General features: G+C 66.1%; 24 protein-coding genes. 16 read left to right on the top strand and 8 right to left on the bottom strand.

All coding sequences use genetic code 11. The annotated features are described in order from the left end of the window. Nucleotides 1-10: 10 nt before the first annotated feature. From A5892_RS04340 to A5892_RS04310, 7 genes are all read left to right on the top strand, one after another. Nucleotides 11-1,417, top strand: a complete 1,407-nt coding sequence (locus A5892_RS04340) for an MATE family efflux transporter (protein ID WP_223302786.1) — start codon at nt 11-13, stop codon at nt 1,415-1,417. 137 nt (nt 1,418-1,554) lie between these two features. Next, the gene (locus A5892_RS04335; protein WP_064121758.1) at nt 1,555-2,391 is read left to right on the top strand and encodes a metallophosphoesterase family protein; all 837 of its coding nucleotides are present in this window, start codon (nt 1,555-1,557) and stop codon (nt 2,389-2,391) included. Continuing rightward, a complete protein-coding gene (locus A5892_RS04330; RefSeq protein ID WP_064121757.1) occupies nt 2,388-3,569 on the top strand; it encodes an ABC transporter ATP-binding protein in 1,182 nt (393 codons plus the stop codon). Before A5892_RS04335 ends, A5892_RS04330 begins: the two co-directional genes overlap by 4 nt. Next, nucleotides 3,562-4,503 (top strand): carbohydrate ABC transporter permease, encoded by a 942-nt coding sequence (locus A5892_RS04325; protein ID WP_064121756.1) that lies wholly within the window; start codon nt 3,562-3,564, stop codon nt 4,501-4,503. The genes A5892_RS04330 and A5892_RS04325 overlap by 8 nt, the downstream gene beginning before the upstream one ends. Further along, complete coding sequence (locus tag A5892_RS04320) at nt 4,500-5,336, top strand: carbohydrate ABC transporter permease (RefSeq protein WP_064121755.1); 837 nt, start codon at nt 4,500-4,502, stop codon at nt 5,334-5,336. Before A5892_RS04325 ends, A5892_RS04320 begins: the two co-directional genes overlap by 4 nt. 23 nt (nt 5,337-5,359) lie before the next feature. Further along, nucleotides 5,360-6,631, top strand: a complete 1,272-nt coding sequence (locus A5892_RS04315) for an ABC transporter substrate-binding protein (protein ID WP_064121754.1) — start codon at nt 5,360-5,362, stop codon at nt 6,629-6,631. A gap of 181 nt (nt 6,632-6,812) precedes the next feature. Continuing rightward, a complete protein-coding gene (locus A5892_RS04310; RefSeq protein WP_064121753.1) occupies nt 6,813-7,400 on the top strand; it encodes a DUF4202 domain-containing protein in 588 nt (195 codons plus the stop codon). 107 nt (nt 7,401-7,507) lie between these two features. On the opposite strand, the gene A5892_RS04305 is transcribed toward A5892_RS04310, so the two are convergent. Beyond that, on the bottom strand, nt 7,508-7,789 hold the full coding sequence (locus A5892_RS04305; RefSeq protein WP_027351337.1) for a peptidylprolyl isomerase: 282 nt from the start codon (nt 7,787-7,789) through the stop codon (nt 7,508-7,510). A gap of 219 nt (nt 7,790-8,008) precedes the next feature. On the opposite strand from A5892_RS04305, the gene A5892_RS04300 reads away from it, so the two are divergent. After that, the gene (locus A5892_RS04300; protein WP_064121752.1) at nt 8,009-8,521 is read left to right on the top strand and encodes a hypothetical protein; all 513 of its coding nucleotides are present in this window, start codon (nt 8,009-8,011) and stop codon (nt 8,519-8,521) included. A gap of 77 nt (nt 8,522-8,598) precedes the next feature. Here the strand turns inward: A5892_RS04300 and A5892_RS04295 are convergent, their stop codons facing one another. From A5892_RS04295 to A5892_RS04265, 7 genes are all read right to left on the bottom strand, one after another. Continuing rightward, nucleotides 8,599-9,861, bottom strand: coding sequence for a heme biosynthesis HemY N-terminal domain-containing protein (locus A5892_RS04295; protein ID WP_064121751.1), 1,263 nt, complete (start codon nt 9,859-9,861; stop codon nt 8,599-8,601). A gap of 3 nt (nt 9,862-9,864) precedes the next feature. Next, nucleotides 9,865-11,259: a uroporphyrinogen-III C-methyltransferase gene (locus A5892_RS04290; RefSeq protein ID WP_082890271.1), complete on the bottom strand. Its 1,395-nt coding sequence runs from the start codon at nt 11,257-11,259 to the stop codon at nt 9,865-9,867. 140 nt (nt 11,260-11,399) lie between these two features. Beyond that, nucleotides 11,400-12,146, bottom strand: coding sequence for a uroporphyrinogen-III synthase (locus A5892_RS04285; protein ID WP_064121750.1), 747 nt, complete (start codon nt 12,144-12,146; stop codon nt 11,400-11,402). Then, nucleotides 12,143-13,096, bottom strand: coding sequence for a hydroxymethylbilane synthase (gene hemC / locus A5892_RS04280; RefSeq protein ID WP_064121749.1), 954 nt, complete (start codon nt 13,094-13,096; stop codon nt 12,143-12,145). The genes A5892_RS04285 and hemC overlap by 4 nt, the downstream gene beginning before the upstream one ends. A gap of 284 nt (nt 13,097-13,380) precedes the next feature. Beyond that, the gene (locus A5892_RS04275) at nt 13,381-14,070 is read right to left on the bottom strand and encodes a response regulator transcription factor (RefSeq protein WP_064121748.1); all 690 of its coding nucleotides are present in this window, start codon (nt 14,068-14,070) and stop codon (nt 13,381-13,383) included. A 79-nt stretch (nt 14,071-14,149) separates the two neighbouring features. After that, on the bottom strand, nt 14,150-14,974 hold the full coding sequence (locus tag A5892_RS04270) for a MipA/OmpV family protein (RefSeq protein WP_150123477.1): 825 nt from the start codon (nt 14,972-14,974) through the stop codon (nt 14,150-14,152). A 91-nt stretch (nt 14,975-15,065) separates the two neighbouring features. Further along, nucleotides 15,066-16,493 carry an ATP-binding protein gene (locus A5892_RS04265; protein WP_082890270.1) on the bottom strand — a complete coding sequence of 476 codons (1,428 nt, stop codon included), beginning with the start codon at nt 16,491-16,493 and terminating at the stop codon, nt 15,066-15,068. Nucleotides 16,494-16,777: 284 nt separating this feature from the next. Between A5892_RS04265 and A5892_RS04260 the strand changes: the two genes are divergently transcribed. The 8 genes from A5892_RS04260 (at nt 16,778) to A5892_RS04225 (ending at nt 24,352) form a co-directional block, all read left to right on the top strand. After that, nucleotides 16,778-17,710 (top strand): 4-hydroxyproline epimerase, encoded by a 933-nt coding sequence (locus A5892_RS04260; protein ID WP_064121747.1) that lies wholly within the window; start codon nt 16,778-16,780, stop codon nt 17,708-17,710. After that, entirely contained in the window at nt 17,707-18,822 is a 1,116-nt protein-coding gene (locus A5892_RS04255; RefSeq protein WP_223302785.1) for an NAD(P)/FAD-dependent oxidoreductase, read from the top strand. Before A5892_RS04260 ends, A5892_RS04255 begins: the two co-directional genes overlap by 4 nt. Then, nucleotides 18,819-19,055, top strand: a complete 237-nt coding sequence (locus tag A5892_RS04250; RefSeq protein WP_150123476.1) for a (2Fe-2S)-binding protein — start codon at nt 18,819-18,821, stop codon at nt 19,053-19,055. The genes A5892_RS04255 and A5892_RS04250 overlap by 4 nt, the downstream gene beginning before the upstream one ends. After that, nucleotides 19,052-20,323 carry an NAD(P)/FAD-dependent oxidoreductase gene (locus tag A5892_RS04245; protein WP_064121745.1) on the top strand — a complete coding sequence of 424 codons (1,272 nt, stop codon included), beginning with the start codon at nt 19,052-19,054 and terminating at the stop codon, nt 20,321-20,323. The genes A5892_RS04250 and A5892_RS04245 overlap by 4 nt, the downstream gene beginning before the upstream one ends. Nucleotides 20,324-20,450: 127 nt before the next feature. Further along, nucleotides 20,451-21,305 carry an AraC family transcriptional regulator gene (locus A5892_RS04240; protein WP_082890269.1) on the top strand — a complete coding sequence of 285 codons (855 nt, stop codon included), beginning with the start codon at nt 20,451-20,453 and terminating at the stop codon, nt 21,303-21,305. A gap of 175 nt (nt 21,306-21,480) precedes the next feature. Continuing rightward, on the top strand, nt 21,481-22,404 hold the full coding sequence (locus A5892_RS04235) for a dihydrodipicolinate synthase family protein (protein ID WP_064121744.1): 924 nt from the start codon (nt 21,481-21,483) through the stop codon (nt 22,402-22,404). A gap of 322 nt (nt 22,405-22,726) precedes the next feature. Then, the gene (locus A5892_RS04230) at nt 22,727-23,545 is read left to right on the top strand and encodes an ABC transporter substrate-binding protein (protein WP_223302784.1); all 819 of its coding nucleotides are present in this window, start codon (nt 22,727-22,729) and stop codon (nt 23,543-23,545) included. Between the two features lie 141 nt (nt 23,546-23,686). Further along, nucleotides 23,687-24,352 (top strand): amino acid ABC transporter permease, encoded by a 666-nt coding sequence (locus A5892_RS04225; protein ID WP_064121743.1) that lies wholly within the window; start codon nt 23,687-23,689, stop codon nt 24,350-24,352. Nucleotides 24,353-24,356: the final 4 nt, after the last annotated feature.

The raw sequence follows: 24,356 nt of genomic DNA, 5'->3' as shown, positions 1-24,356 counted from the left end.
GAATCTGCCCTTGCCTCCCATCGCGCGCAACCCCCTGCTGGAAGGACCGATCTTCGGCTCGCTGTTGAAACTGGCGCTACCGATCATCGTCGCCAACCTGCTGCAGTCGACCTACCAGCTGATCGATGCCTTCTGGGTCGGCCGTCTCGGCGGCGACGCGGTGGCGGCGGTATCGATCAGCCTGCCGATCAACTTCCTCGCCTTCGCGCTCGGCTCCGGCTTCAGCGTCGCGGGCTCGACCCTGATCGCCCAGTACGTCGGCGCTCGCAACCGCGCGATGACCGACCATGTCGCAGGCCAGGTGCTGCTGCTGGCATTCGGATTCTCATTGCTGCTGACCGCGCTCGGCCAATGGGCGGCGCCGCGCATGCTTACGCTGCTCAGCGTCGAGCCCGGGGTCTACGACGATGCCCTGGCATTCCTGCGCATCACCCTCGGCGGGCTGGTCTTCACCTTCGGCTTCGCCATGTTCCAGGCGCTGATGCGCGGCGCCGGCGAAGTGCGCATCCCGCTCTACATCGTGCTCGGCACGGTGGTGCTCAACGCGCTGATCGACCCGCCGTTGATCTTCGGCTGGGGACCGATCCCCGCCTTCGGCGTGGCCGGCGCGGCATTCGCCACGCTGTTGACCCAGGGCTTGGCGCTGGGCATCGGGCTCTGGCTGCTCGCCCGCGGCAAGCTCGGCATCGTGCTGCGGCTCAGGGCGCTGCGCCCCGACTGGGCCTTCATCGCGCGCGCCTTCCGGCTCGGCTTTCCCTCCTCGGTGGAGCTCTCCGCCCGCGCCCTGGGGATGAACGCGATGGTGCTGATGGTCGCCGCCTTCGGCACCGTGACCATCGCCGCCTATGGCGTGGTCAACAGCCTGCTCGCACTGGTGATCATTCCCGCCCTGGGCCTATCGATGGCGACCTCGGCGCTGGTCGGCCAGAACATCGGCGCAGGCCAGATCGAGCGCGCCAGGTCGATCGCCAGGCTCAGCTCGGTGATCGCCTTCATCGGCCTCAGCCTGGTCGGCGTGGCGGCCTTCCTGGCCGCCCCCTCGCTGGTCGCGGTGTTCGTGCCGGACGACCCCGAGGTGATCGCCACCGGTGCACGCTTCCTGCGTACGGTGGCCTTCACCTTCGGCCTCATCGGCCTGCAGATGTCACTCAGCGGCGTGTTCCGCGCCGCCGGCCAAACGGTGGTGACGATGAACCTCGCGCTGGTCTCTCAGTGGGTGATCCAACTCCCCCTGGCGTGGTTTTTGTCGCGTGAGGCCGCGTTCGGCGTCGATGGCCTGTGGTGGGCATTCCCGCTGACCAACCTGCTGATGGCGGCCATCACCATGCTCTGGTATGCGCGGCTCGACTGGCAGCGAGTCTCGCTCCTCCCGTCCTCCCACCCAGCCGACCAGGGCGCACGATCGCCGCGACGCTGAGCGTATCGAACCCCGCAGGGCACCCCCTGCGATCATTCAACCGTCAAATATCGGTAAAGGCCGTGTCATCGGCGCGCCGCAGAATGAGCGCTCCGACGCCCTGAGTGCGTCCTCCCTGGGCCATTGGGGACCCTGCGATGCGCATCGTACAGATCAGCGATACCCACCTGAGTCCGAGCAAACTCCACTTCGCCGCCAACTGGCCGCCGCTCGCCGCCTGGATTCGCCAGTTGGCGCCCGATCTCGTGATCCACACCGGAGACGCCAGCCTCGACGGCGCCGGCGACAAACGCGAACTCGCCCACTGCCGACGGCTGTTCGATCAACTCGGGATTCCGCTGCTGGCGCTGCCGGGCAACCACGACGTCGGCGATGCTTTCGATCCCCGCCGGCCGGTCGATGCGGACCGGCTGCAGCACTGGTGCGACGCGTTCGAGACCGACCGCTGGTGTCACGACATCCCCGGCTGGCGGCTGATCGGCATCGATAGCCAGGTCCTCGAGGGCGAGCGCGCGGACCGCGAGGAGTCCTTCGCCTGGATCGGCGGCTGCCTGGCGGGACGCGGCACCCGCCGGGTGGCGCTGTTCAGCCACAAGCCGCTGTTCGTCGAGTCGTTCGATGAGCGCGACGGCGGCTACTGGAGCCTGGCCGGTGAATCCCGCGGCGCACTGCGTGCGCTGATCGAGCGCCACGACGTGGCGCTGATCGCCAGCGGCCACCTTCACCGCGCCTGGCAGGGCGAAGTGGACGGCATCGACTACCTATGGTGCCCGGCCTCCTCGTTCATGGTCGCGAACACCGACCGGCCGCTGCCCGGCAGGGCCTGCCTCGGCGCCGCCCTGATCACCCTGGGCGAGCGAGGAGACCATCGCTGCGAGATCGTCGAGGTCGAGGGGCTGTTGCCCTACTACCTCGACCCGATCATCGATGAGGTCTACCCCGGCGACGCCGAACTCAAGGAGATCGCGCGATGAACGGCCACGCCCTCGAGCTGAGCGGCATCGAGAAGCGCTTCGGCAAGCAGACGATACTCAAAGGCATCGACATCGAGGCGCGCCCGGGAGAATTCATCGCCCTGGTCGGGCCTTCCGGATGCGGCAAGAGCACCCTGCTGCGGATCGTCGCCGGTCTCGAATCACCCGATGCCGGCAGGATCCGCAGCGGAGACCGGGAGCTCGGCGAACTACCCGCGGCGAAGCGCGACGTGGCGATGGTGTTCCAGTCCTATGCGCTCTATCCCCATCTCACCGCGGCGCAGAACATCGCCGTGCCGCTGGTGATGCGCCGGCTCAGCGGCTGGCAGCGGCTGCCGCTGATCGGGCGCTGGCTCACCCCCAGGGCGGTTCGCGAGGAGATCCACGCACGGGTGCGACAAGTCGCCGAACAGCTCGAGATCGCGCATCTGCTCGACCGCAAGCCGGCGAAGATGTCCGGCGGCCAGCGCCAGCGTGTGGCGCTGGCGAGGGCGATGGTTCGCGATCCCCGCGTGTTCCTGATGGACGAGCCGCTCTCGAATCTAGACGCCAACCTGCGCGTCCACACGCGCAGCGAGATCGTCGCCCTGCAGCGGCGCACAGGCGTCACCACGCTTTACGTCACCCACGACCAGGCCGAGGCGCTGAGCATGGCTGACCGTGTCGCGGTGATGATTCAAGGCTGCCTGCTGCAGCTGGACACGCCCCAGCGGATCTACCAGGACCCGCGCCATCTCGAGGTTGCCCGTTTCATCGGCACTCCCCGGATCAATCAGCTCGATGCCCGGGTCGACGACGAGGGCGTGGCCTGGGTCGACGGCACCGCGCTGGCACGCTGCGCCGAACCACCCCGTGACCGCAAAGTGGTGCTCGCTATCCGCCCTCCGGCGCTGCGCCTGGTGGCCGAACGCCATCCACGCGGGCTCACCGCCTGGGTCAAGCGCTGCGAGTACCTCGGCACCGAGTGTTTGCTCCATCTAGAGCTCGAAAGCGACGCTACGCCGCTGATCGCGAGTCTCGCCCCCGAGCTCGGCGCTGCGTACCGCCCCGACCAGCGCGTATGGGTCGCGGCAGAGCCCTCCCAGACGCTGATCTTCGCGCGCAGCGGCGAGCGCCTGGCGGCAGCCGAACTCCGGCTCGAACGCAGCGCGAATCAGACGGAGAAGCTCGATGTCTGAATCGCTCGTCTCGCCCTCTTCTACGCTGCGCCCGCGCCTGTCGGCACCGGCACGCCGGCAGGCTCGAAGCGAAGCGCTCAGCGGCTGGATACTGGCGAGTCCCGCCATGGTGCTGATGGCGATGCTGATCCTGCTGCCGATGCTCGCGGTGGTGTGGTTCAGCCTCACCGACTATCAGCTCGGCTATCCGGGCGCGATCTTCATCGGCCTGGAGAACTACCGAGCGCTGCTCGATGATCCGCTGTTTCTCACCTCGCTCGGCAATACCCTGCTCTACACCGCCATCGTCGCACCGCTCTCGGTCGCGCTCGGCCTAGGCACGGCGCTGCTGATCGAGAGCGAGACCCGCGGCCGGGCTTTCTTTCGCACCGTCTACTTCCTCCCGGTGGCGTCGCTGCTGGTGGCGATGGCGACGGTATGGCAGTACCTGATGCACCCGCAGATCGGGATGATCAACCAGATGCTCGCGCTGGTCGGGCTCGAGGGACGCAACTGGCTGGGCGCGAGCGACAGCGTGCTGTGGAGCCTGGCGGCGATCGGCGTGTGGCAATCGGTGGGATTCAACATGGTGCTGTTCCTCGCCGGGCTCACCGCGATTCCCCGCGAACTCTACGCCGCCGCACGGATCGACGGCGCGGCGAGTGCCTGGCAGCGCTTTCGCCTGGTCACCTGGCCGCTGCTCAGCCCGACCACGCTGTTCGTCCTGGTGATCAGCGTGATCAACGCGGTGAAGGTGTTCGAGACCGTCAAGACCCTCACCGAGGGCGGTCCGAACAAGGCCTCGGAGGTGCTGCTCTACACCATCTACCAGGAAGGCTTCAGCTACCTCCAGGTCGGCTACGCCTCGGCGATGACCGTGGTGTTCCTCGCCATCCTGATGGTCGCCATGCTGATCCAGTACCTCGTCATCAACCGCCGGACCCACTACCAATGAGCCCGATTCGTCTCGATCCCTGGCGCGCACTGCGTCTGGCCCTGCTGCTGCTCGGCGCGGCGGTGTGTCTCGCGCCCTACCTGTGGATGCTCTCAGCGGCGATGAAGCCGAGCAGCGAGATCTTCTCCGCCGGGCTGACGCTCTGGCCCGAGCGGTGGGCCGCGGCGGAGAACTTCTCCCGTGCCTTCGAGCGCGTGCCGCTGGCCCGGATGCTGCTCAACGGCGCGATCGTCTGCGCGCTGATCCTGGTGATCCAGGTGGTGATCGCGCTGCCCTGCGCCTATGCGATGGCCAAGCTGCGCTTCGGCGCCGCGGGCCCGCTGATGGCGGTGGTGATCCTCGGCCTGCTGGTACCGATCCATGCCACTGCGCTGCCGATCTACATCGCCCTCGACGCCCTCGGCCTGCTCGACGGATATACCGCGCTGGTCGCGCCCTTCGCGCTCTCGGTGTTCGCGATCTTCATGTTCCGCCAGTTCTTCCGCGGCCTGCCCGACGACCTGCTCGCCGCTGCGCGGCTCGACGGCATGAGCGAGCTCGGCGTGCTGCTGCGGGTAGTGGTACCCAACGCTTGGCCTGCGATCACCGCCTTCTCGATCTTCTCGGTGGTCGCGCACTGGAACGATCTGTTCTGGCCGTTGATCGTCGTCACCAGCCCAGAGATGGCGACCCCGCCGCTGGGCCTTTTGTTCTTCCGCGCCGCCGAAGCCGGCGACGACTACGGCGCGCTGATGGCGGCCACCACGGTGGTGACCCTGCCGCTGGTGGTCGCTTTCCTGTTCGCCCAGAAGCGTTTCATCGAAGGCATCACCATGACCGGCCTCAAGGGCTGATCTCCATTCCAGCAGAGCTTCCCATGACCACAATCAAGACCTTCGCCGCCGCGCTCGGCGCGACCCTTGGCCTGCTCGGCGCGAGCTATGCCCAGGCCCAGACCGTGCTCAAGGTGCACTACCCAATGCCGGGATTCTTCAAAGACGTAATGGCCGATATCTCCCAGGCCTTCATGCGCGAGAACCCTGATGTCTCGATCGAGTTCGTCGCCCCGTCGCCCACCTATGAAGACGGTCTGCAGCTGCTGCTGCGCCAGGCGAACTCAGCCAACCAGCCGGATATCAGCTTCGTCGGTTTCAATCGCCTGCGAGTGATCGATGAGCGCGACCTCGCGGTCGACCTCACCCCTCTCATCGCCGAGGAGCCGGATATCGCCGCCGAAGGGTTCAGCCCGCAATTGCTCGATCTCGCCAAGGTCGGCGACCACCAGCTGGGCCTGGCCTTCGCCGCATCGACGCCGATCATGTACTACAACGCCGACCTGCTGCGCGAGGTCGGCGGCGACCCGGAAAACCCGCCTGACACCTGGGACGAGGTGATCGAATACGGCGGCAGGATCGCAGCGCTGGGCAACGGAGTCCAGGGCATCGACTTCCGTTGGCAGGGCGACGACTGGATGTTCATGGCACTGGTGCTCGGCGACGGCGGACGGATGATGAGCGAAGACGAGCAGTCGGTCGCCTTCGCTGGCCCCGAGGGCGAGGCCGCGCTCGAGCTGATCGAACGGATGCGCCGCGAGGGCGGCATGCCGGTGTTCACCAAGGCCGCCGGCGAACAGGCCTTCGTCAGCGGCAAGGTGGGCTTTGCCTTCCAGACCACCGGCGCGCTGCGCAATACGATCAACAACGTCGGCGACAAGTTCGAACTGCGCACCGCACCGCTGCCGCTGCTCGATGCCGAGCGCGGCAAACTGCCGACCGGCGGCAACGCGATCGTGATGCTGACCCGCGACCCGGCCAAGCAGCAGGCCGCCTGGCGGCTGATGAAGTTCGCCGCCGGCCCCTATGGCGCGGCGACGGTAGTGCCCGGCACCGGCTATGTGCCGACCAACACCCTGGCGGCGCAATCCCCCGATTACCTGGGTAATTTCTATCCGGCCAATCCGCTGTTCCAGGCGGGGCTCGACCAGATGGGCGCCATGGTGCCCTGGTACGCCTTCCCCGGTGCCAACGGGGTAAGGATCAGCCAGGCGATCGTCGACCGCCTCGCCGCGCTGGTCGAACTGCGCGCCACGCCGGCCGACACTCTCGACGGCATGCGCACCGATGTGGAGCGCCTGCTGCCGCGGCGCTGAGGCTTACGCCGCACGAGTACGGGCTCCTATCGGAAAGGCGCCCAGCGGGGAGCGGTCCAGGGGCGGATGGTGCTAAGGTGCGCAGAAAACGCCCCTGTCCGTCGCCGACCCTAGCGGTCATGGTGGGAGGGGGTCCCAGCGCGCTTGGCAACGCGCGAAGTCCAAGAAAAAGGAATCCTCCGTGACCGATCCCCGCTTCGTCGATGCACTCAGGCGCATCGATGCCGTCCACGCCGAAGACCCGCGTACCGACCACGATGGCGAACGCGCGCTGCCGTTCGAACTGCTCTACGCCGAACGGATGAGCGCTTGGCTCGCCCGGGTCGCTCCCGAGGCCTCGATCCCCTTGCAGCTGGCGGTGCGCGCCCAGCACCTGCGCCGCTGGGCGCTGCCACGCGACAGCTACCCGATCGATCGGGCGGGCTATCATGCCTGGCGCAGCGAACTGAAGCAGCGCCAGGCAGAGCTTGCCGCGCGGCTGGTCGAAGAGGCGGGCTTCGAGCCATCGACCGCCCAGCGGGTCGCAGCGCTCGTGCGCAAGGAAAAGCTCAAGCGCGATCCCGAGACCCAGGCGCTGGAGGACACCACCTGCCTGGTGTTCCTGGCCTACTACTTCGACGACTTCGCCAACGAGCACGATGACGACAAGCTGGTCGATATCCTGGCCAAGACCTGGCGCAAGATGTCGCCCCACGGCCAGCGGCTCACCGCCGAACTGCCGCTCTCCCCACGCGCCAAGGCATTGATCGAACGCGCCCTCGGCGTCTGACCCGCTGCTCCGTGGGGCCATGGGCCTTGGCGCAAAGCAGGAAGCCCGCGCTCCCGAATGGGAGCGCGGGCTTCTCGCGATTCGCTTGGAAAGCGGCCGCGCCGGGATCAATCCTGGCGGCTGGTGACTTCGAGCAAATGGTAGCCGAACTGGGTCTTGACCGGTCCCTGGACCTGGCTCACCGGGGCGCTGAACACCACGCGGTCGAACTCGGGCACCATCTGGCCGCGGCCGAAGCTGCCGAGATCACCGCCTTGGCGGCTGGAGGGGCAGCTCGAATGCTTGCGTGCGATCTCGGCGAAATCGGCGCCGTTTTCGATCTCCTGCTTGAGCGCTTCACACTTCGCTTCGCTGTCAACCAGGATATGGCGGGCAGTGGCGGTAGCCATGGTGTTACCTCTCGTATCGATGATTCGGTCCCACCGCAGGCGCGGTCGGGCAAAGGGTCGGCGCCGCTCGGCACCGTTCCCTCTCAATGAGGGCGAAGCACAGGGATTCAAGCGTCGCTTGCGGTGCAATTCATCAATTCGAACACTGTTCGTGCACTATCGGCGGCGACAATCGCCGGCATCGCGCAAAGTCGCGCGGCTCGCCATGGAGCAAGGGAGATGAAGAGCATCGTCGCCAGGATCATCGTCGCAAGTCTGACCGCCACCCTATCGCTATCGGCACTTGCCGCACCGGGCGGCGGTCCGGGAGGTCCTGGTCATGGCGGAGGCCCAGGCGGCGCAGGCCCTGGTCCCGCCTGGGGTAGCGCTCCGGCCCGCGGCCACGGGCTGCCCGATGGCGCCCGCGCACTGTGGCTCGGTAGCATGCTCTACTTCCTCGCCGCCGGTACCTACTACCTATGGAACGCCGACCAGCAGCGCTACGTACCGGTTGCCGCACCGCCGGTGGCGCAGTACGAGAACCCCAATGACTACAACGTGATCGCCTATCCGACCCAGGGCCAGAGTCCAGACCAGCAGGCCCGCGATCGCTATGAGTGCCATGCATGGGCGGTCAGCCAGAGCGGCTTCGACCCGGCCAGCGCCCAGCAGCCGCCGACTTCGACCGTACGCGATCTCTACAGGCGCGCGATCGGCGCCTGCCTCGGCGGGCGCGGATACAGCATCGGCTGAAAATGGATGAGGGCACTGTGCCCGATTGCGAAAACGCCGCCGCCGAAAGGCGGCGGCGTTTTTACGCAGCAAGAGACTCAGCGCTTGGCGGCGCTGGGCTGGGGCAGCTCCGGCAGGGCGCGGTCGAGCAGTTCGACGCTCTTTCTGAAGTAGAACTGGCTCTTGTTGTACTCGCCGAGGTTGGTATAGAGCCGCGCGAGCTCGGCACAGGCGGTACCGCTCGGGCGCTGGCGATGGCTCGCCTCGAAGTACTCCTGGGCCTTGCCCCAGTAGGCATTGCGCAGCGACAGCCGGCCAAGCGTGAGCAGCAGTTCGGGATCGTTGGGCCGCTCCTGCAGCCACTGCTCGGCGAACTTGAGCTGCAGTTGGGGATCGACCTCGATCAGGCCATAGCGCAGCACCAGCCGCGCGCTCCAGCGATCCTTCAACGCCTGGCGCAGCAGCTGCTCGGCATGGTCAGCTTCACCATTGCGGACCAACGCATCGACGTAGAGCAGCAGCATGTCGACATCGAGGCGCAGCACGTCGGGCATGTCGGCCCACAGCTCGCGCACCCGCTCGAGCTCATTGACCGTGCGCCCGCTCAGCGGGCTGATCGCAGTGCTGGCGGCAAAGGCCGGCGCCTGCAGGGTCAGCTCGCGATAGGTGCGCTTCTCGAGCTCGACCCGCTCGGCCTCGTCGATCAGCGAGTGACGCTCGAGTCTCGGCAGGATCCGGCGCACCCCCTCCCAGTCACCGACCCCGACATAGGCCTGCTTGAGCAATTTGAGCAGCTGCGGATGATCCGGCGTCTGCTGCTCGAGCCGGGTAAGGATCGCCAGCGCCTGCTCGCGCAGGCCGCGATCGAGCAGCAGCTGCGCCTCGAGCAGTCCGACCGCGCTGTCGGCGCCGGAAGTGGAGCGATGCGCCTCGCGCAGGAGCTCCTCGGCGCGATCGAAACGCCCCTGGTAATGGGCGGCGAGCGCGGCCGAGAGGTAGTTGACCAGCGGCACCGAGGAGTCATCGGCGGCGCGGGTCAGGGTCCGCTCGGCACGCTTCCAGCGCCCCTCGGCGAGCGCCACCAGACCGCTCACCGTGCGCTTCAATGCCTGGCGATGGCGAGTCCGGCTGTTCCACAGCTTGATCCGGCTGAATGGGCGGCGCAGCTGCCACAGCAGCCGAAGCAGGAAATGGAGCAGCAGGAAGATCACGAACAAGGCGACCAGCCCGAACCAGAACGAGGTCTGCACCGAAGTGTCGCCGACCCGCACCAGCCAGTAGCCCGGCACCGAGAGCATCAGCTGGCCGAGCAGTGCACCGACGACCAGGCCGATGACGATGAAAAGGATCAGTTTGCGCATCGATCACGCTCCCTGGTCGGCATCGGCCGGCCCGCCGCGGCGCGAGAGAATCTCACGCAGCCGCTCGAGCGAACCGCTGATATCGGGCAGCTCCGGGCGCACCTGCTGGCTCGACAGCTGGGAGAGCCGGTCGAGGGCGCTTGCGACTCCGGTGTCGTCGGTGAGGTAGTAAAGCCGCACCAGCCGGCTCGCCTCATCGAGGCTGGTCCGGTAGATCTCGGGCTGCTCGCGGATCAGCCCGAGCTGCGCCTGCTCGAGCAGCATGCGCACGTTCTGGCGCAGGTAGCCCTCCTGCTCGGGAGTGATCAGCGCCTCCAGCGGCTCGTCATGGCGGCGGATGGTGACCAGGTCCTTGAGCTGGGTACCGAGCCTCGACAGCTGCTCGCGCCAGCCCCCCGAATAGATCGCATCGTCATCGACCCGCGCCGCCAGCGCCTTGGTCTCCTGAGCGAGCGGCAGGCGGTCGAACTGCTGCTGCGCGGCGGCGAGCTGCAGGTAGATCCCTTCGCGATCGAGCCGCGGCACGCTGTCGAGGGCGGCGATCTCGCTGCCGATCTCGCGCCGGACCGGGAGGAAAGCGGGGTTGTCGACCTCGGCGAGACGGCGATCGGCGGTCTCGAGCAAGCTCTGGGCACCGGCGACGTCGCGCTCGAGACCGAGGCGCTGGTTGGCGATACGCAGCAGGTACTCGACCTCGGCGTAGGTCCATTCACGCGCATCGCTGCGCTGTTGCTGGTTGAGCTCGGCGAGCACCCCCTGCACCGCACGATCGTTCTGGTCGACGCGCTCGCCCAGCGCATCGACCGCCTGCTCGCGCTGGCCAAGGGCGGAACGGATGGCGGTATCGTTCTCGTCGCGCAGCTGCTCGAGCCGTCCGGACAGCGCATCGAGCTCGGCGCTCTGCTGATTGAGCCGCTGGACACCTAAGCCCAGTCCGAGCAGCAGCAAAATCACCACCACGACCAGCACCGCCAGCGCTAGCTGCCATGGCCGGCGAGCGCGACTCACCGCGGCGTTGCGCCCTCCTCCGCCCGGCGGCGGCGCGTCCATGCCCGCGCCGGTACTCGACCTGCCCGCCCCGGCCGTAGCGGACGCGGCGGCAGCGGCGGCAGGCTCGGGCTTGACCTCAGCAGCCGGCTCGGGCCTGACGCCAGCGGCGGGCTCGGGCTTGACCTCAGCAGCCGGCTCGAGCGTGGCGCCAGGGGCCGGCTCAGCCTCGGCGGCGTCCGGCTTGACCGGACCGGACTCCGTGGCGTGCGCCTCGGCGGGCTCGGGCTCGGCTGCGCGAGCATCGCCTGCGGCATCGACTTCGATCGTAGGCGAGACGTCTTCGTCATGCTTCGCCGGCGGCTCCCGCTGATCATCCCTTGAGAATTTCTTATCGTCTTCTTTGCTCATATGTCGCTTGCCTTTTGCCGATACCGAACGGGCCCGGGCGCCAACTGGCGGCCGCTTGGCCGGATCCCTGAGTCTTTGCTCCGAGGACGCACGCCTTCGCAGGCTCAATCATCGCTGCACCGCCGCCCAGCGGCCAGCTTTCAATCATCCGTAAACGAGGCGCACGCCTGCGCCAGCGCTTCGGGTGTCGCATCTTGGGCACGTCGCACCCTGACGAACCCACTCCCCTCAGCCAGTGTAGCCAATCGCGCACTGGAAACGATCAGCGTCCGATCACGCGCAGCGCAAGTGCACCACTGCGCCAAGTGGTCGAGCTGCTCGGCACTGGTCACGATCAGCGCCAGGTACTCGCCGGCGCGAAGGCGCGCCAGTGCAGGCGGCGCAGGGGTGTCCAGCCGGCGGCGATAGAGCGCGAGCTCTTCGAGCTTTGCGCCGCGCGCGACAAGCGTATCGGACAACAGCCGTCGTCCGCCCTCTCCGCGCGCCAGCAGCACCCGCCAGCCTGCGATCCGGGCAAGCTCGTCAAGTGCCAGCAGTCCTTCGCTGGCAGCCGACCCGTCATGCGGCGCCAGTGCATCGCGCCCGAACGTATCGCGCATCGCTTCACGAGTGCTCTCGCCAGTGGCGAACAGCCGCACCGCGTCGAACCACGCCGGCCGCGGGGTCAATAGCGCAGCGAGGCATTCGACGGCGAAGGGGCTGACGCAGAGCAGCGCATCCAGGCTCAGCTCGAGCACTTGGCGATGCCGCTCGGCATCGATTTCGAGCCGCTCGAGCCTCATCGCATCGAGATCGCACGGCGCGAGCCCGCGCCGCTCGAGCGCGGCCCGCAGTGCCTGAGCGCGCGCGCCGGGGCGGGTGATCAGCACCGTGCGATCAGCCCTCATCGCGTCCGGTCACCATAAACCGCGGCGAGGATTTCCCCCGCGCCTTGCTGGATCAGGGCTTCAGCAACCTCGATACCGAGGCGCTCGGGATCACTGAACGAACCGCGCGCCTCGAAGCGCAGCACGCGCGCGCCGTCGGGAGAGCCGACCAGCGCGCGCAGCCAGAGTCCGGCACCGCCCTGCTCGAGCACCGCATAGCCGCCGATCGGTACCTGGCAGCCACCGTCGAGCCGGGTGTTCATCGCCCGCTCGGCGAGCACCCGCGCGGTGGTGTCGCGGTCGATCAAAGGGCGGATCAGCTCGAGCAGCCGCTGATCGTCGCGCCGGCACTCGATGCCGAGCGCGCCCTGACCACAGGCGGGCAGCATCAGTTCGGGGACGAGCTCCTGGCGAATCCGCGCATCGAGGCCCAGGCGCTGGAGCCCGGAGGTGGCGAGCACGATGGCATCGAACTCGCCGGCGTCGAGCTTGGCCAACCGGGTCTGCACGCTGCCGCGCAGGCTCGAGACCACCAGGTCGGGACGCAGTTCGAGCAGCTGCAGCTGGCGGCGCAGGCTCGAGGTGCCGACCCGAGCGCTCTCGGGCAGCGCATCGAGAGAGTCGAAACGGTTGGAGACGAAGGCATCGGTCGGCGCACCGCGCTCGAGAATCGCCTCGAGCCCAAGCCCCTGGGGGAAGTGCATCGGTACATCCTTCATCGAATGCACCGCGATATCGGCGCGACCGTCGAGCAGCGCCTCCTCGAGTTCCTTGACGAACAGCCCCTTGCCACCGACCTTGGCCAGCGGCGCATCGAGGATTCGGTCACCACGGGTGCTCATCGAGACCAGGCTCACCTCGAGCCCGGGGTGCAGCGCCTCTAGGCGCGCCTTGACGTGCTCGGCCTGCCAGAGGGCCAGGGGGCTGCGGCGGGTAGCGATGCGCAGCGGTGCGCGAGTGTTGGACGACACGACGACTCCGATCGAATGGCGAGCCCCAGGGCGTCTGCCCCAGGGGCAGAATGAAGGGCGCAATGGTCCTCGATTGTATCATCGATGGCCGCTGGCTTCCGATCACGCCTCATCCCCGACGCTCAGCCCACCTGCCTCGCGGCGATCAGAGCGGGCCCTGGCGTCGTGTTCAGTAACGGCTTCGGTAACGGCGAATCGCGGGAAGGTGAAGGGCGACGGTCACGAGACCGACAAGCATCGGCCACCATCGATCTTTCAGAGGGAGGATGCACACCAAGCGGTAGTCACTCGTTCGCTGTCGGCTCGTCGGTGAGCATGTAGCCGAGCCCTCGAACGTTCTTGATCCTGGCGGTCGAACCGATCGCCGAGAGCTTCTTGCGGATGCGATGCAAAGCCACATCCAACGCGTTGGGCGTTACCGCCTTGGCGACTCCCCAGCCGGCATGCTCGAGGTTGGTATGCCGCACGGTGCGCCCCGCTGCGTTCATGAGGCAAAGCATAAGCTGGAGCTCGGCTGGCGCTAGCAGGATGGACTGCGTCTTACACTGCAGACGACTGTTGTCGAGATCGATGGTCAGGTCGCCCACGGCGGGCGCGAGGGACGCAAGTACCGGGGGGCGTCTCATCAATGAGCGAACCCGCGCGATCAATTCATCCATCGCGAACGGTTTGGCCAGGTAGTCGTCGGCGCCGCTTTCGAGCCCGTCGATGCGATCATGCAGGGCGTCGCGCGCGGTCAGCATCAGGCAGGGGGTCATATTGCCCGCCGCGCGCACGTCCCTGAGCCAGGCCAGCCCATCCCCATCGGGCAGCCCCCGATCCACGATCATCACGGTGTAGTCGGCATGGCTGAGCCCGAACGACGCCTGGGCCGTGTTCTGGAAGGTATCGGTCTCGATTCCCACTTGCAGCAGCGCCCGTTGGATCAGCTCCGCAACCCGCTCATGGTCCTCGACCAACGCTATACGATACATGGATCGTCCTCGCCGCTATCAGCTACTACCTTCCATCACCATTACGCTACCTGAAACATCGCGACACCAGGGTATCGGCTCATTGGAAGCGATAAACGTAGCCGACCTGGACTTCAGGAATCGTCCTGTTTTCGACCAAGGGGCTATCGTAGACACCGCCGCCGACGAATCGCGTGACGCCCAGATCGAGAATGAGGGTCTGACGGTCGGTCATGCGGTAATCGAACGTGGCACCAAGCGTGACATCGAATGCGGACTCACCATCGTAGGCGGGCCGGTTGGCGCGAACCTCCGACGGCCTCACCCCATAGTAGTAATCGACATAATCGCTGTTCGACCAGCCAGTGCCGATGTAGGGCGAGATACTGAACCGGCCACGCTCGAACTCTTTACTGAACTCCAGTTCGGCGCGATGCCCTTTGTTCCCGCCGATCAGGTAGCTTCCTGATAGCTCACCGAAGCTTTTTTTCCAGCTGAACGCAGGACCGAACCAAGCACCGCCATCGCGCTCGTCCATGCCTTCCAGGTAAGGCGAATCCGATGCTTCATAGCCACCGCCGAAAGAGTATCTTCCACGCAGTGCAACGGAGAAGTCATTCCAGGTACCGATCTTGAGATCCGCCCTGGTGCCAAAGAAGTTCACCCACTTGTTGTCGAAATAGAAAATCGGCAACGCATCGAAATCGGAGCCATCATAGTCTCGATAAGGCGAATCCCTGTAACGCGCCCCGACGCCGATCCCCCAGTGGGTGACGTTCGGCGCGTCGCTCAAGAAGGTGAAGCCGGAACCGCCGGCATCACGCGTATCGCTGAGCGTTTGCTGAGCGTAGGCGGAATCGACGAGCACGAAGGCGAAAGCAGGCAACATCATTGACCAGCGTTTGGAGCGGATGAACAACGTCATGGTGTGGTCCTGGAAATGAAGAGCATCAGGTCTTCATCCTGGCTTCCACAGACTTACCTCATACTTACTGTCAACGGGCTTTTTATAGTTTTTATCTATTACCCACTTGACCATCAAATAAAACCACGAATCGTGTATGCGGTACGGAGCGGTCGACGAACAGCTGCCAACCATAGGTGTTAGCAATTTTCCAACAAATGGCCAAGCCCAGACCCGCCCCCTCGTACTTGTTTCCGGGCGCTCGCCAGAACTTCGAGAAGATATGCGGCAAATGGGCCGGGTCGATGCCTTCCCCCTGATCGTTTACCGCAACCGAATGATTGGATATATCTATGGTGACGACGGCGGACTCAGGCGAAACTTCCACCGCATTTTCGACCAGATTTTTGAGCAAGATGAATAAGGCCGCCTTATCAGCCTCTAGCGCGGAGGCGGTCGCCCGATGCGCCACCACGATCCGGACACGCTTTTTCTCGGCCCGGCGCCCAAGATAACGTATCACCTCATCTACCACCGCCACCACGTCCGTGCTCGCGGAACGATAATTATATAATTCACTTACTTCAGCAATATGCAGTAACTGCTGGACGTGCCTCGACATCAGGTCGACATCTTGGAGAAGCCGGGCCTGCTGGCTCGAATCACCCTGAAGCTCGATTTGTCCGCGTATCAAAGTGAGCGGCGTCTTGAGCTCGTGCGCGGCCGAGGCGAAGAACGATTGCTGGACCCTGAACCCTTCTTCCAACCGATCCAGCGCGCTATTGAAGGCTTCTGCCAGCGGCCTCACTTCACTCGGAATTCCATCCAGTGAAAGCCGGGAGGTCAAGTTTTCAGGTGAAATTCTGGCGGCCGCATCCGATACCCGACGCAATGGCCTGAACATACTGTGGAAGGTGAAATATATCGCCAGGATGAAGACACCAAGGGATATCCCCGCGATGATCGTGACGGTGGTGAATACCGGCTTGAGCCTGTTGCGAACGATGACTTCGCTCAGATAGTCGCTCACGGCCGTTTGCAGAAAGAACTGGTTACCGTCATATGTGAAAGGCAAGGTTTCCACGTGGAATCCCCGTCCATCGCTTTCGACCGCGAACCTCTCCGCTTGGGGATCGAAATAGTCATCGGCGGATGGAAAATTGGAGATCAAGTGCTCCGAAGAGAGCAATACCGTGCCCTGTGGATCCAACACCCGGTACTGGAATTGATCCGGGAACGCCGCCCGCCATATGTGAATTTCATCAATCAAGGTAACGGACTGCGGGTTACCCTGGGAATCGAACCTGAGCGTATCGATGAGGCGGGTCCCCATATCGTTTTGTCTATGTCGCCCCAAAAACGATGTTGGATTCGATTCCAAAAGCGTCACGACCGCCAAGGAGACGACCGTCACCGTGATGATCAATGCCACCGTGCAGGTGATCAACAGCCGGGTCGATAGACTTTCGAGCCATCTCGATCCATCCGATCGACTACCCTGCACGATATTGACTGCGTTTCGCCATAATTCACGCTTCATCCAATTACCCCACGCACGCCCTATCCTCCAGCACGCCCTCGACAGCAAGGCTGTCAGGCATCGAGTAGGACTTTGACCACCAGATCATCGATGGATGGTTGAAGGAACTCCACCGCCCGGGCACCAGATTCGGCCGAAAGCCGCCTGTCGTACCTTCTCAAGTACCACCTCTCCTCGTGCCGGGCAATGTGCCGATTTCGTCATCCCGGGAAGAGAAAAGCCACAAGCCCGGGGCCGACCGGGCGCGAGATGCTGGGGTCTAGCTCACAGGCCAGGACCCCACCATGCAGCGCATCTCGATCATCGACACTCATACCGGCGGCGAACCGACCCGCCTGGTCATCGACGGTTTCCCCGCGCTCGGCGACGGTCCACTCGACGCACGCCGTGCCTTGCTCGCCCGCGACCATGACCACTGGCGGCGCGCTTGCGTGCTCGAGCCGCGCGGCAGCGAGGCGATGGTCGGCGCCCTGCTCTGCACCCCTTTCGATCCGACCGCCAGCGCCGGAGTGATCTTCTTCAACAATACCGGTTATCTCGGCATGTGCGGTCACGGCACCATCGGCCTGATCACCGCCCTCGCCCATCTCGGCCGGATGGGTCCCGGCGAGCACCGGATCGAGACGCCGGTGGGCAATGTACTCGCCACCCTCCACCCGGACGGCTCGGTGAGCGTGCGCAACGTACCCGCCTATCGATTCGCCAAGGATGTCCAGGTGACGGTGCCCGGCCATGGCGAGGTGCGCGGCGACATCGCCTGGGGCGGCAACTGGTTCTTTTTGGTCGCAGACCATGGCCAAAGGATCGCCGCCGACAATCTCGACACTTTGACCACATATTCACGCGTATTGCTCAAGGCGCTCGAGCAGGCGGGGATTCGCGCCGCGCACGGTGCGCAGATCGACCACATCGAGCTGTTCGCCGCCGACCCCGAGGCCGACAGCCGAAGCTTCGTGCTCTGCCCCGGCGGGGAGTACGACCGCTCGCCCTGCGGTACCGGCACCAGCGCCAAGCTCGCCTGCCTCGCCGCCGACGGCCTGCTCGCACCTCACCAGCCATGGCATCAAGCGAGCGTGATCGGCAGCCGCTTCGAAGCCCACTATGAATGGCAGGAAGAGCAGCTGATTCCCACCATTCGCGGCCAAGCCCACCTGAGCGGGGAGTCGACCCTGCTGATCGACCCGAGTGATCCCTTCGCCTGGGGCATCACGCGGTGAGCGATGCGATAGTGATCGGCGCCGGCATCATCGGCGCCAGCTGCGCCCATGCGCTGGCCCTGGCGGGTCTCTCGGTGCGCGTGGTCGATGCCGGCCTGCCCGCCGCCACCGCCGCGGGCATGGGCCATCTGGTCAGCCTCGATGGCAACGCCGCCGAGCTTGCACTGTGCAGCGATTCGCTCACGCGCTGGCGCGCCTTGGCCCCGAGCCTGCCGGCGAGCGGCGCTTACCATCGCTGCGGCACGCTGTGGCTGGCCGAGAACGAGGACGACCTCGCCACCGCCGACGACAAACGCGCCGCGCTCGCCATGGCAGGCATAGGCAGCGAGCTGATCAATCCCACCCGGCTGGCCGCACTCGAACCGCTGCTGCGCCCTGGGCTCAGCGGCGCACTGAGGGTCGAAAGCGATGCGATCCTCTACGCGCCCCGTGTCGCCGACTGGCTGCTGGAATCCGTCGGCATCACCCTCGAGCGCGCCCAGGTGGCCGCGCTCGAGGATCAAAAGGTGTATCTCGCCGACGGCCGCAGGCTGGGGGCCCAGGTGATCGTGCTGGCAGCGGGTCTGCAGGCCGGTGCGCTGCTCGAAGGGCTACCGATCGCAGCGAAGAAGGGCCACCTGCTGATCACCGACCGCTATCCCGGCCGGATCTCGCATCAGCTGGTCGAGCTCGGCTACGGCGCCAGCGCCCATAGCGGCCAGGGTACCTCGGTGGCCTTCAACCTCCAGGCGCGCCCCACCGGCCAGCTGCTGATCGGCTCGACCCGCCAGTTCGACACCCTCGACCCCTGCGTCGAGCCCGCGCTGCTCGCACGCATGCTCGAACGCGCCCGCGGCTACCTGCCAGCGCTCGGCGAGCTCAACGCGATCCGTGCCTGGACCGGGTTTCGCGCCGCCACCCCGGATGGGCTACCGATCATCGGTCGCCACCCCGAACGCGAGGGCCTGTGGCTCGCGCTCGGCCACGAAGGCCTCGGCGTGACCACCGCACCGAGCACCGCGGCGCTGATCCGCGCCGAGGTGCTCGGCGAGCATCCCCCTCTCGACCCGCTGCCCTACCGTTTCGAACGCTTCCAGGCCAGCGCACCAGCGGCCGCGGAAGGGCGACGATGATCCGGCTGATCCTCGACGGCGAAGCCCTCGTCCTGCCGGAGGGCACCAGCGTTGCCGCCGCACTCGCCGCCAGCGGTGACGACCACGCCCGAAGCGACCTCGCCGGCCGCCCGCGCGCACCGTTTTGCGGCATGGGCATCTGCCAGGAGTGCCGGGTATGCATCGACGGCCGACGCCGGCTGGCCTGCGTGACGCTGATCCGTGAGGGCATGAAAGTGGAAAGGACACGATGAACGAGCGGCTGCCGAGAGAGTGCGAACTGCTGATCGTAGGCGCCGGCCCGGCCGGCATGGCCGCCGCCTGCGCCGCCGCTGACCATGGCATCAGCGTGGTGGTGATCGACGATAACCCCGCGCCGGGGGGCCAGATCTGGCGCGGCGGCCCGAGGGTCAACCTGCCGCCGCGTGCGCGGGCGCTGCGCGAGCGCTTCGAGCGGCTGCCTGGACTGCGCCTTTGCAGCGCCACCCGGGTGATCGACGCACCCACGCCGCGGCGGCTGCTGGTCGAACGCGAGCACGATGCCGGGGTGATCGACTATCACCGCCTGCTGCTGTGCACCGGCGCCCGTGAACGGCTGCTGCCGTTTCCCGGCTGGACCCTGCCTGGGGTGACCGGCGCCGGCGGCCTGCAGGCGCTGATCAAAGGCGGGCTGACGGTGCGTGGCGAGCGGATCGCGATCGCCGGCAGCGGCCCGCTGCTGCTGGCCTGCGCGGCGACGGTTCGCGCGCAGCGGGGCCGGCTGGTAGCGCTGGCCGAACAGGCGCCCTGGAGCGAACTGGCCAGCTTCACCATGGAGCTATGGCGATGGCCCGCCAAGCTGGCCCAGGCGATAGCGCTGGCGAGCCCGCGCTATCGCGCCGCCAGCCGATTGATAGAAGCGCTGGGCGAGCGGAGGCTCGAAGCCGTGGTGATCGAATCCCTCGGCGAGCGCCGGGAGATCGCTTGTGACCGCCTCGCCTGTGGCTTCGGCCTGGTCGCCAACACCGAGCTCGCCCAGCTGCTCGGCTGTGCGCTGGGCGAGCGGGGCATCTCGGTCGACCAGCACCAGGCCACTTCAGTTGCGGGTGTCTACGCCGCCGGCGAATGCACCGGCCCCGGCGGCAGCGAGCTGGCACTGATCGAAGGGCGGATCGCCGGATTGGCCGCCGCCGACCAGTACCCTCTCGCCGCCGCGCTGAGCCGGCGCCGCGCACGCTGGCAAGCCTTCGCCGCCCAGTTGGAGCAGCATTTCGCGCTCGATTCGAGCCGCCTGCCGCCGCGTCGCGCCACCACGCTGGTATGCCGCTGCGAGGAAGTTACCCTCGGCGAGCTCGAGACGCACTCCGACTGGCGCCGCGCGAAGCTTGCCAGCCGCTGCGGGATGGGCGCCTGCCAGGGTCGGGTATGCGCCGCGGCGACCGCGCAGCTGTTCGGCTGGCCGCCGCCGCCTCCACGGCCGCCGCTGTCGCCGGCGCGCATCGACAGCCTGCTGCTCGGTGGCATGAAGGAGGTGCAAGAGTAGCCCAAGGGCGCGTATCGTCAGACACAGGGCAAGCTTGACATCCAAGCCGCCGCCGCCTCCGAGGCAGCGACGAAGCCCGGCGACAGGCGAATACAACGACAATAATGAGCGAACCGGGAGAATCCCCATGCTTGCGATCGGACACAGCGGCGCTGGCGTATCCAGGCGCTTCTTCACCCCTTTGATACCCCGTACCGGTAGCGATACCCAGCATCCTCCACTGGCGGCCTTGGGCGCGGGGCTTGCACGCCAGCGCCCGCGCAACCTGGATACGCTGCTCGACGCACTCGAGCCGATCGGGCCGCTGCTCGATGCCATCCCAGGGGTCGTGTTCTTCATCAAGGACCCGCAGGCACGCTATGTGCACGCCAACCTCACCCTCGCCCAGCGCTGCGGCTTCAGGCGTATCGCACCGCTGCTCGGCAAGACCTCCAAGGAAGTGTTTCCCGCCTCCCTGGGACCCGGCTATACCGAGCAGGACCGCCAAGTGCTCGATCATGGCGCGGTGATCCACGAGCAGCTCGAACTGCATCTGTTCTCCGGCCGTGAGCCTGGGTGGTGTTTGACCTACAAGCTGCCGCTGCTCGATCGAGAGGAGCGGATCATCGGCATGACCGGGATCTCCCACGACCTCCAGGACGCCCGGGCCGATCACCCCGCGTTCCAACGCCTGGCGCTGGTCGATGCCTATATCCGCAGCCATTTTTCCCGCGCGATCGGAATGGAGGAGCTCACCCGCCTGGCGAAGCTCTCGGTCGCCCAGCTCGAGCGCTATTGCAAGCGGATATTCCACCTGACCCCGCGCCAGATGATCCACAAGGCGCGACTCGAACACGCCTGCCGGCTGCTCGCCGAGGGGGAGCTGCCGATCACCGAGATCGCGCTGCGCTGCGGCTACACCGATCACAGCGCCTTCAGCCGCCAGTTCAAATCGCTCACCGGGGTGACTCCGCGACAGTTCCGCCTCTCGATCATCCGCTGAGCGCTCAGCCCCCGCCGGCGTCACCGCGCACGCTGTGCGGATTTCGTCATCCCGAGCGGGGAAAAGGCTCAAGCCAGCCGACGCTCGGGCGGTCACTCTGGATCGATGTCGCGGCGAGGCCCTCGACGCTGTGGCCTCGCCGCCTTGACCCCATCGATCACAGGAACGTCACCCCATGAGCCGTGGAACCATCGACTGGAGCGGCGTCTTTCCCGCCGTCACCACCCAATTCAACGACGATTTCTCCGTCAACCTCGAAGCCACCCACAGGGTCATTTCCAATCTCGTGCGTGACGGTGTTTCCGGCCTGGTGGTCTGCGGCTCGGTCGGTGAAAACACCTCCCTGACGCTGGATGAGAAGATCGCTGTCACCGAGGTCGCCGTGGATGCCGCCAAGGGCCGTGTACCGGTGATCTGCGGGGTCGCCGAGTTCACCAGCGCGCAGGCGGCCAAAGCGGCCAACGCGGTGAAGCGAGTGGGCGTCGATGGCGTGATGCTGATGCCGGCACTGGTCTACTCGTCCAAGCCATTCGAGACTGCGGAGCACTATCGCTATGTAGCGAGAAACGCCGACCTGCCGCTGATGGTCTACAACAATCCCCCGATCTACAAAAACGACGTCACCCCGGAAATCCTGATCTCACTGGCCGACTGCGACAACGTGGTGTGCTTCAAGGACTCCTCCGGCGATACCCGCCGCTTCATCGATGTACGCAACGAGGTAGGCGACCGCTTCATCCTCTTCGCCGGCCTCGACGACGTAGTGCTGGAGAGCATCGCGGTGGGCGCCGAAGGCTGGGTGTCCGGGATGTCCAACGTGTTCCCCCAGGAGGGAGAGACCATCTTCCGCCTGGCCAAGGCCCGCCGCTTCGATGAGGCGATGCCGATCTACGAATGGCTGATGCCGATCCTCCACCTCGATGCCCGCCCGGATCTGGTCCAGTGCATCAAGCTCTGCGAGGAGCTCGCCGGTCGCGGCAGCGCCCTGACCCGCCCACCGCGCCTGGCCCTGCCACAAGCTGACCGGGCGTTCGTCGAGCGGATCATGGCCAAGGCACTGGCCAACCGCCCGAGCCTGCCCGACGTCGGCCTGGTCTAGCGGCCGCCGATGCTCGTCCCGGGGGCCTAGGCTATCTGCCCGCGCGGGTGACCAATCGAGCCGCGAGATGCAGTGCTTGCACTGATGAACGTGCCGCCAGCCGGCTGAAGCTTTGCTGAAAAGCTCGCGGCGACTGTGCCGCTTTCGTCATCCTGCACGGCGAAAAGGCTCAAGCCCGCTTCGCTGGCCGCGGGCAAGCTGTAACCCTCTTACTCCCCGCTCACCCCATCCATCGGCGCGCTCCTTCGAGGCACCGTGTACCGACCGTTCCCTTGCAGGCGCCACGACAAGTAGAAAAAACGACCGTTCCCAAGAGGCTCCAATGACAATCAAGAACAACACCCTGGCTCTGTCTCTGATCACCGTTCTCACGGTATCGACGAGCGATGACGCCCTTGCCGACAAACTCGACGACATCATCAGTTCAGGGACGCTGCGCTGCGCGGTGACCCTGGATTTTCCGCCGATGGGATTTCGTGACGACAACAACCAGCCCGCCGGCTTCGACGTCGACTACTGCAACGATCTGGCGCGGGTGCTCGACGTCGACGCCGAGGTGGTCGAAACGCCCTTCCCCGATCGTATTCCCGCGCTGGTCTCCAATCGCGCCGACGTGATCGTCGCCTCGACCTCGGACACCCTCGAGCGCGCCAAGACCGTGGGCATGACGGTGCCCTACTTCGCCTTCCAGATGGTGGTGCTGACCCGCGAGGACACGGGTATCGAGGGCTATGACGATCTCGAGGGACGCGCCGTCGGCAACACCAGCGGCACCTACGAGGCGATCGCCCTGGAGCAGGACGTCGAGGGCTGGGACGGTGGCAGCTTCCGCGCCTACCAGACCCAGAACGATACCCTGCTGGCCGTCGCCCAGGGCCATATCGAAGCCACCGTGGTGACCAATACCGTCGCCGCGGCGACGGTCAACTCCGGGCGCTATCCCGGACTCAAGATCGCCGGCGACGCCCCCTATGTGATCGACTACGTCTCGCTGGCCGCGAGACGCAGCGAATACGGCCTGCTCAACTACCTCAACCTGTTCGTCAACCAGCAAGTGCGCACCGGCCGCTATGCCGAGCTCTACGAAAAATGGGTGGGCGGCACGCCGGTGGAACTGACCGTGCCCGGCGTCTACTACTGAGCGCGTCTTCGATGACACCCACCTCGATGCCAGCGGGCACCGCAACCGCCACGCTCCGGCTGGCGGGTCGCGAGCTGATCCAGAGGTGGCGCTCCCTCCAGCGCGCCCGACGGGCCGACCGCAAGGAAGGGGAGTGAGGCCATGTTCGACTACACCTTCCAGTGGCGCTCGGCGCTCAGAGCGCTGCCGGACATGCTCGCCGGTGCCTGGGTCACGTTCGAGACCGCGGCGCTTTCGATGATCCTCGGCGTGCTGCTGGCGCTAGCGCTGACGGTGATGCGCAGGATGGACAATCCGCTACCGCGGGCCTTCGCCAATCTGTGGGTATCGATCGCACGCAATACCCCATCGCTGTTCCAGATCTACATCCTCTACTTCGGCCTGGGTTCGTTCGGCTGGCACATCAGCTCCTGGGCCGCACTGCTGGCCGGGATCACCTTCAACAACGCGGGCTATCTGGCGGAGAACTTTCGCGGCGGACTCAAGGCGGTGCCGGACACCCAGATGCGTGCGGCACGCTCGCTGGGCATGAGCGCGTTCCAGGCCTACCGGATGATCGTCTTCCCTCAGCTGCTGCGTATCGTCTACCACCCCCTGACCAACCAGATGGTGTGGGCGGTGCTGATGACCTCGCTCGGGGTGATCGTGGGGCTCAACGACGACCTCACCGGGGTCACCCAGAACTACAACGTGCGCACCTTCCGCACCTTCGAGTTCTTCGCCATCGCCGCGGTGCTCTATTACCTGATCACCAAGATCATCGTCCTCGTCGCCCGCCTGCTGGCCTGGCGCCTGTTCCGCTACTAACGGG

Origin of the sequence: Halotalea alkalilenta (assembly GCF_001648175.1) — a bacterium.
GTDB classification, from domain to species: Bacteria; Pseudomonadota; Gammaproteobacteria; order Pseudomonadales; family Halomonadaceae; genus Halotalea; species Halotalea alkalilenta_A.
The sequence above is the reverse complement of the archived record's forward strand: the minus strand, read 5'-3'. Positions and strand labels throughout refer to the sequence as shown.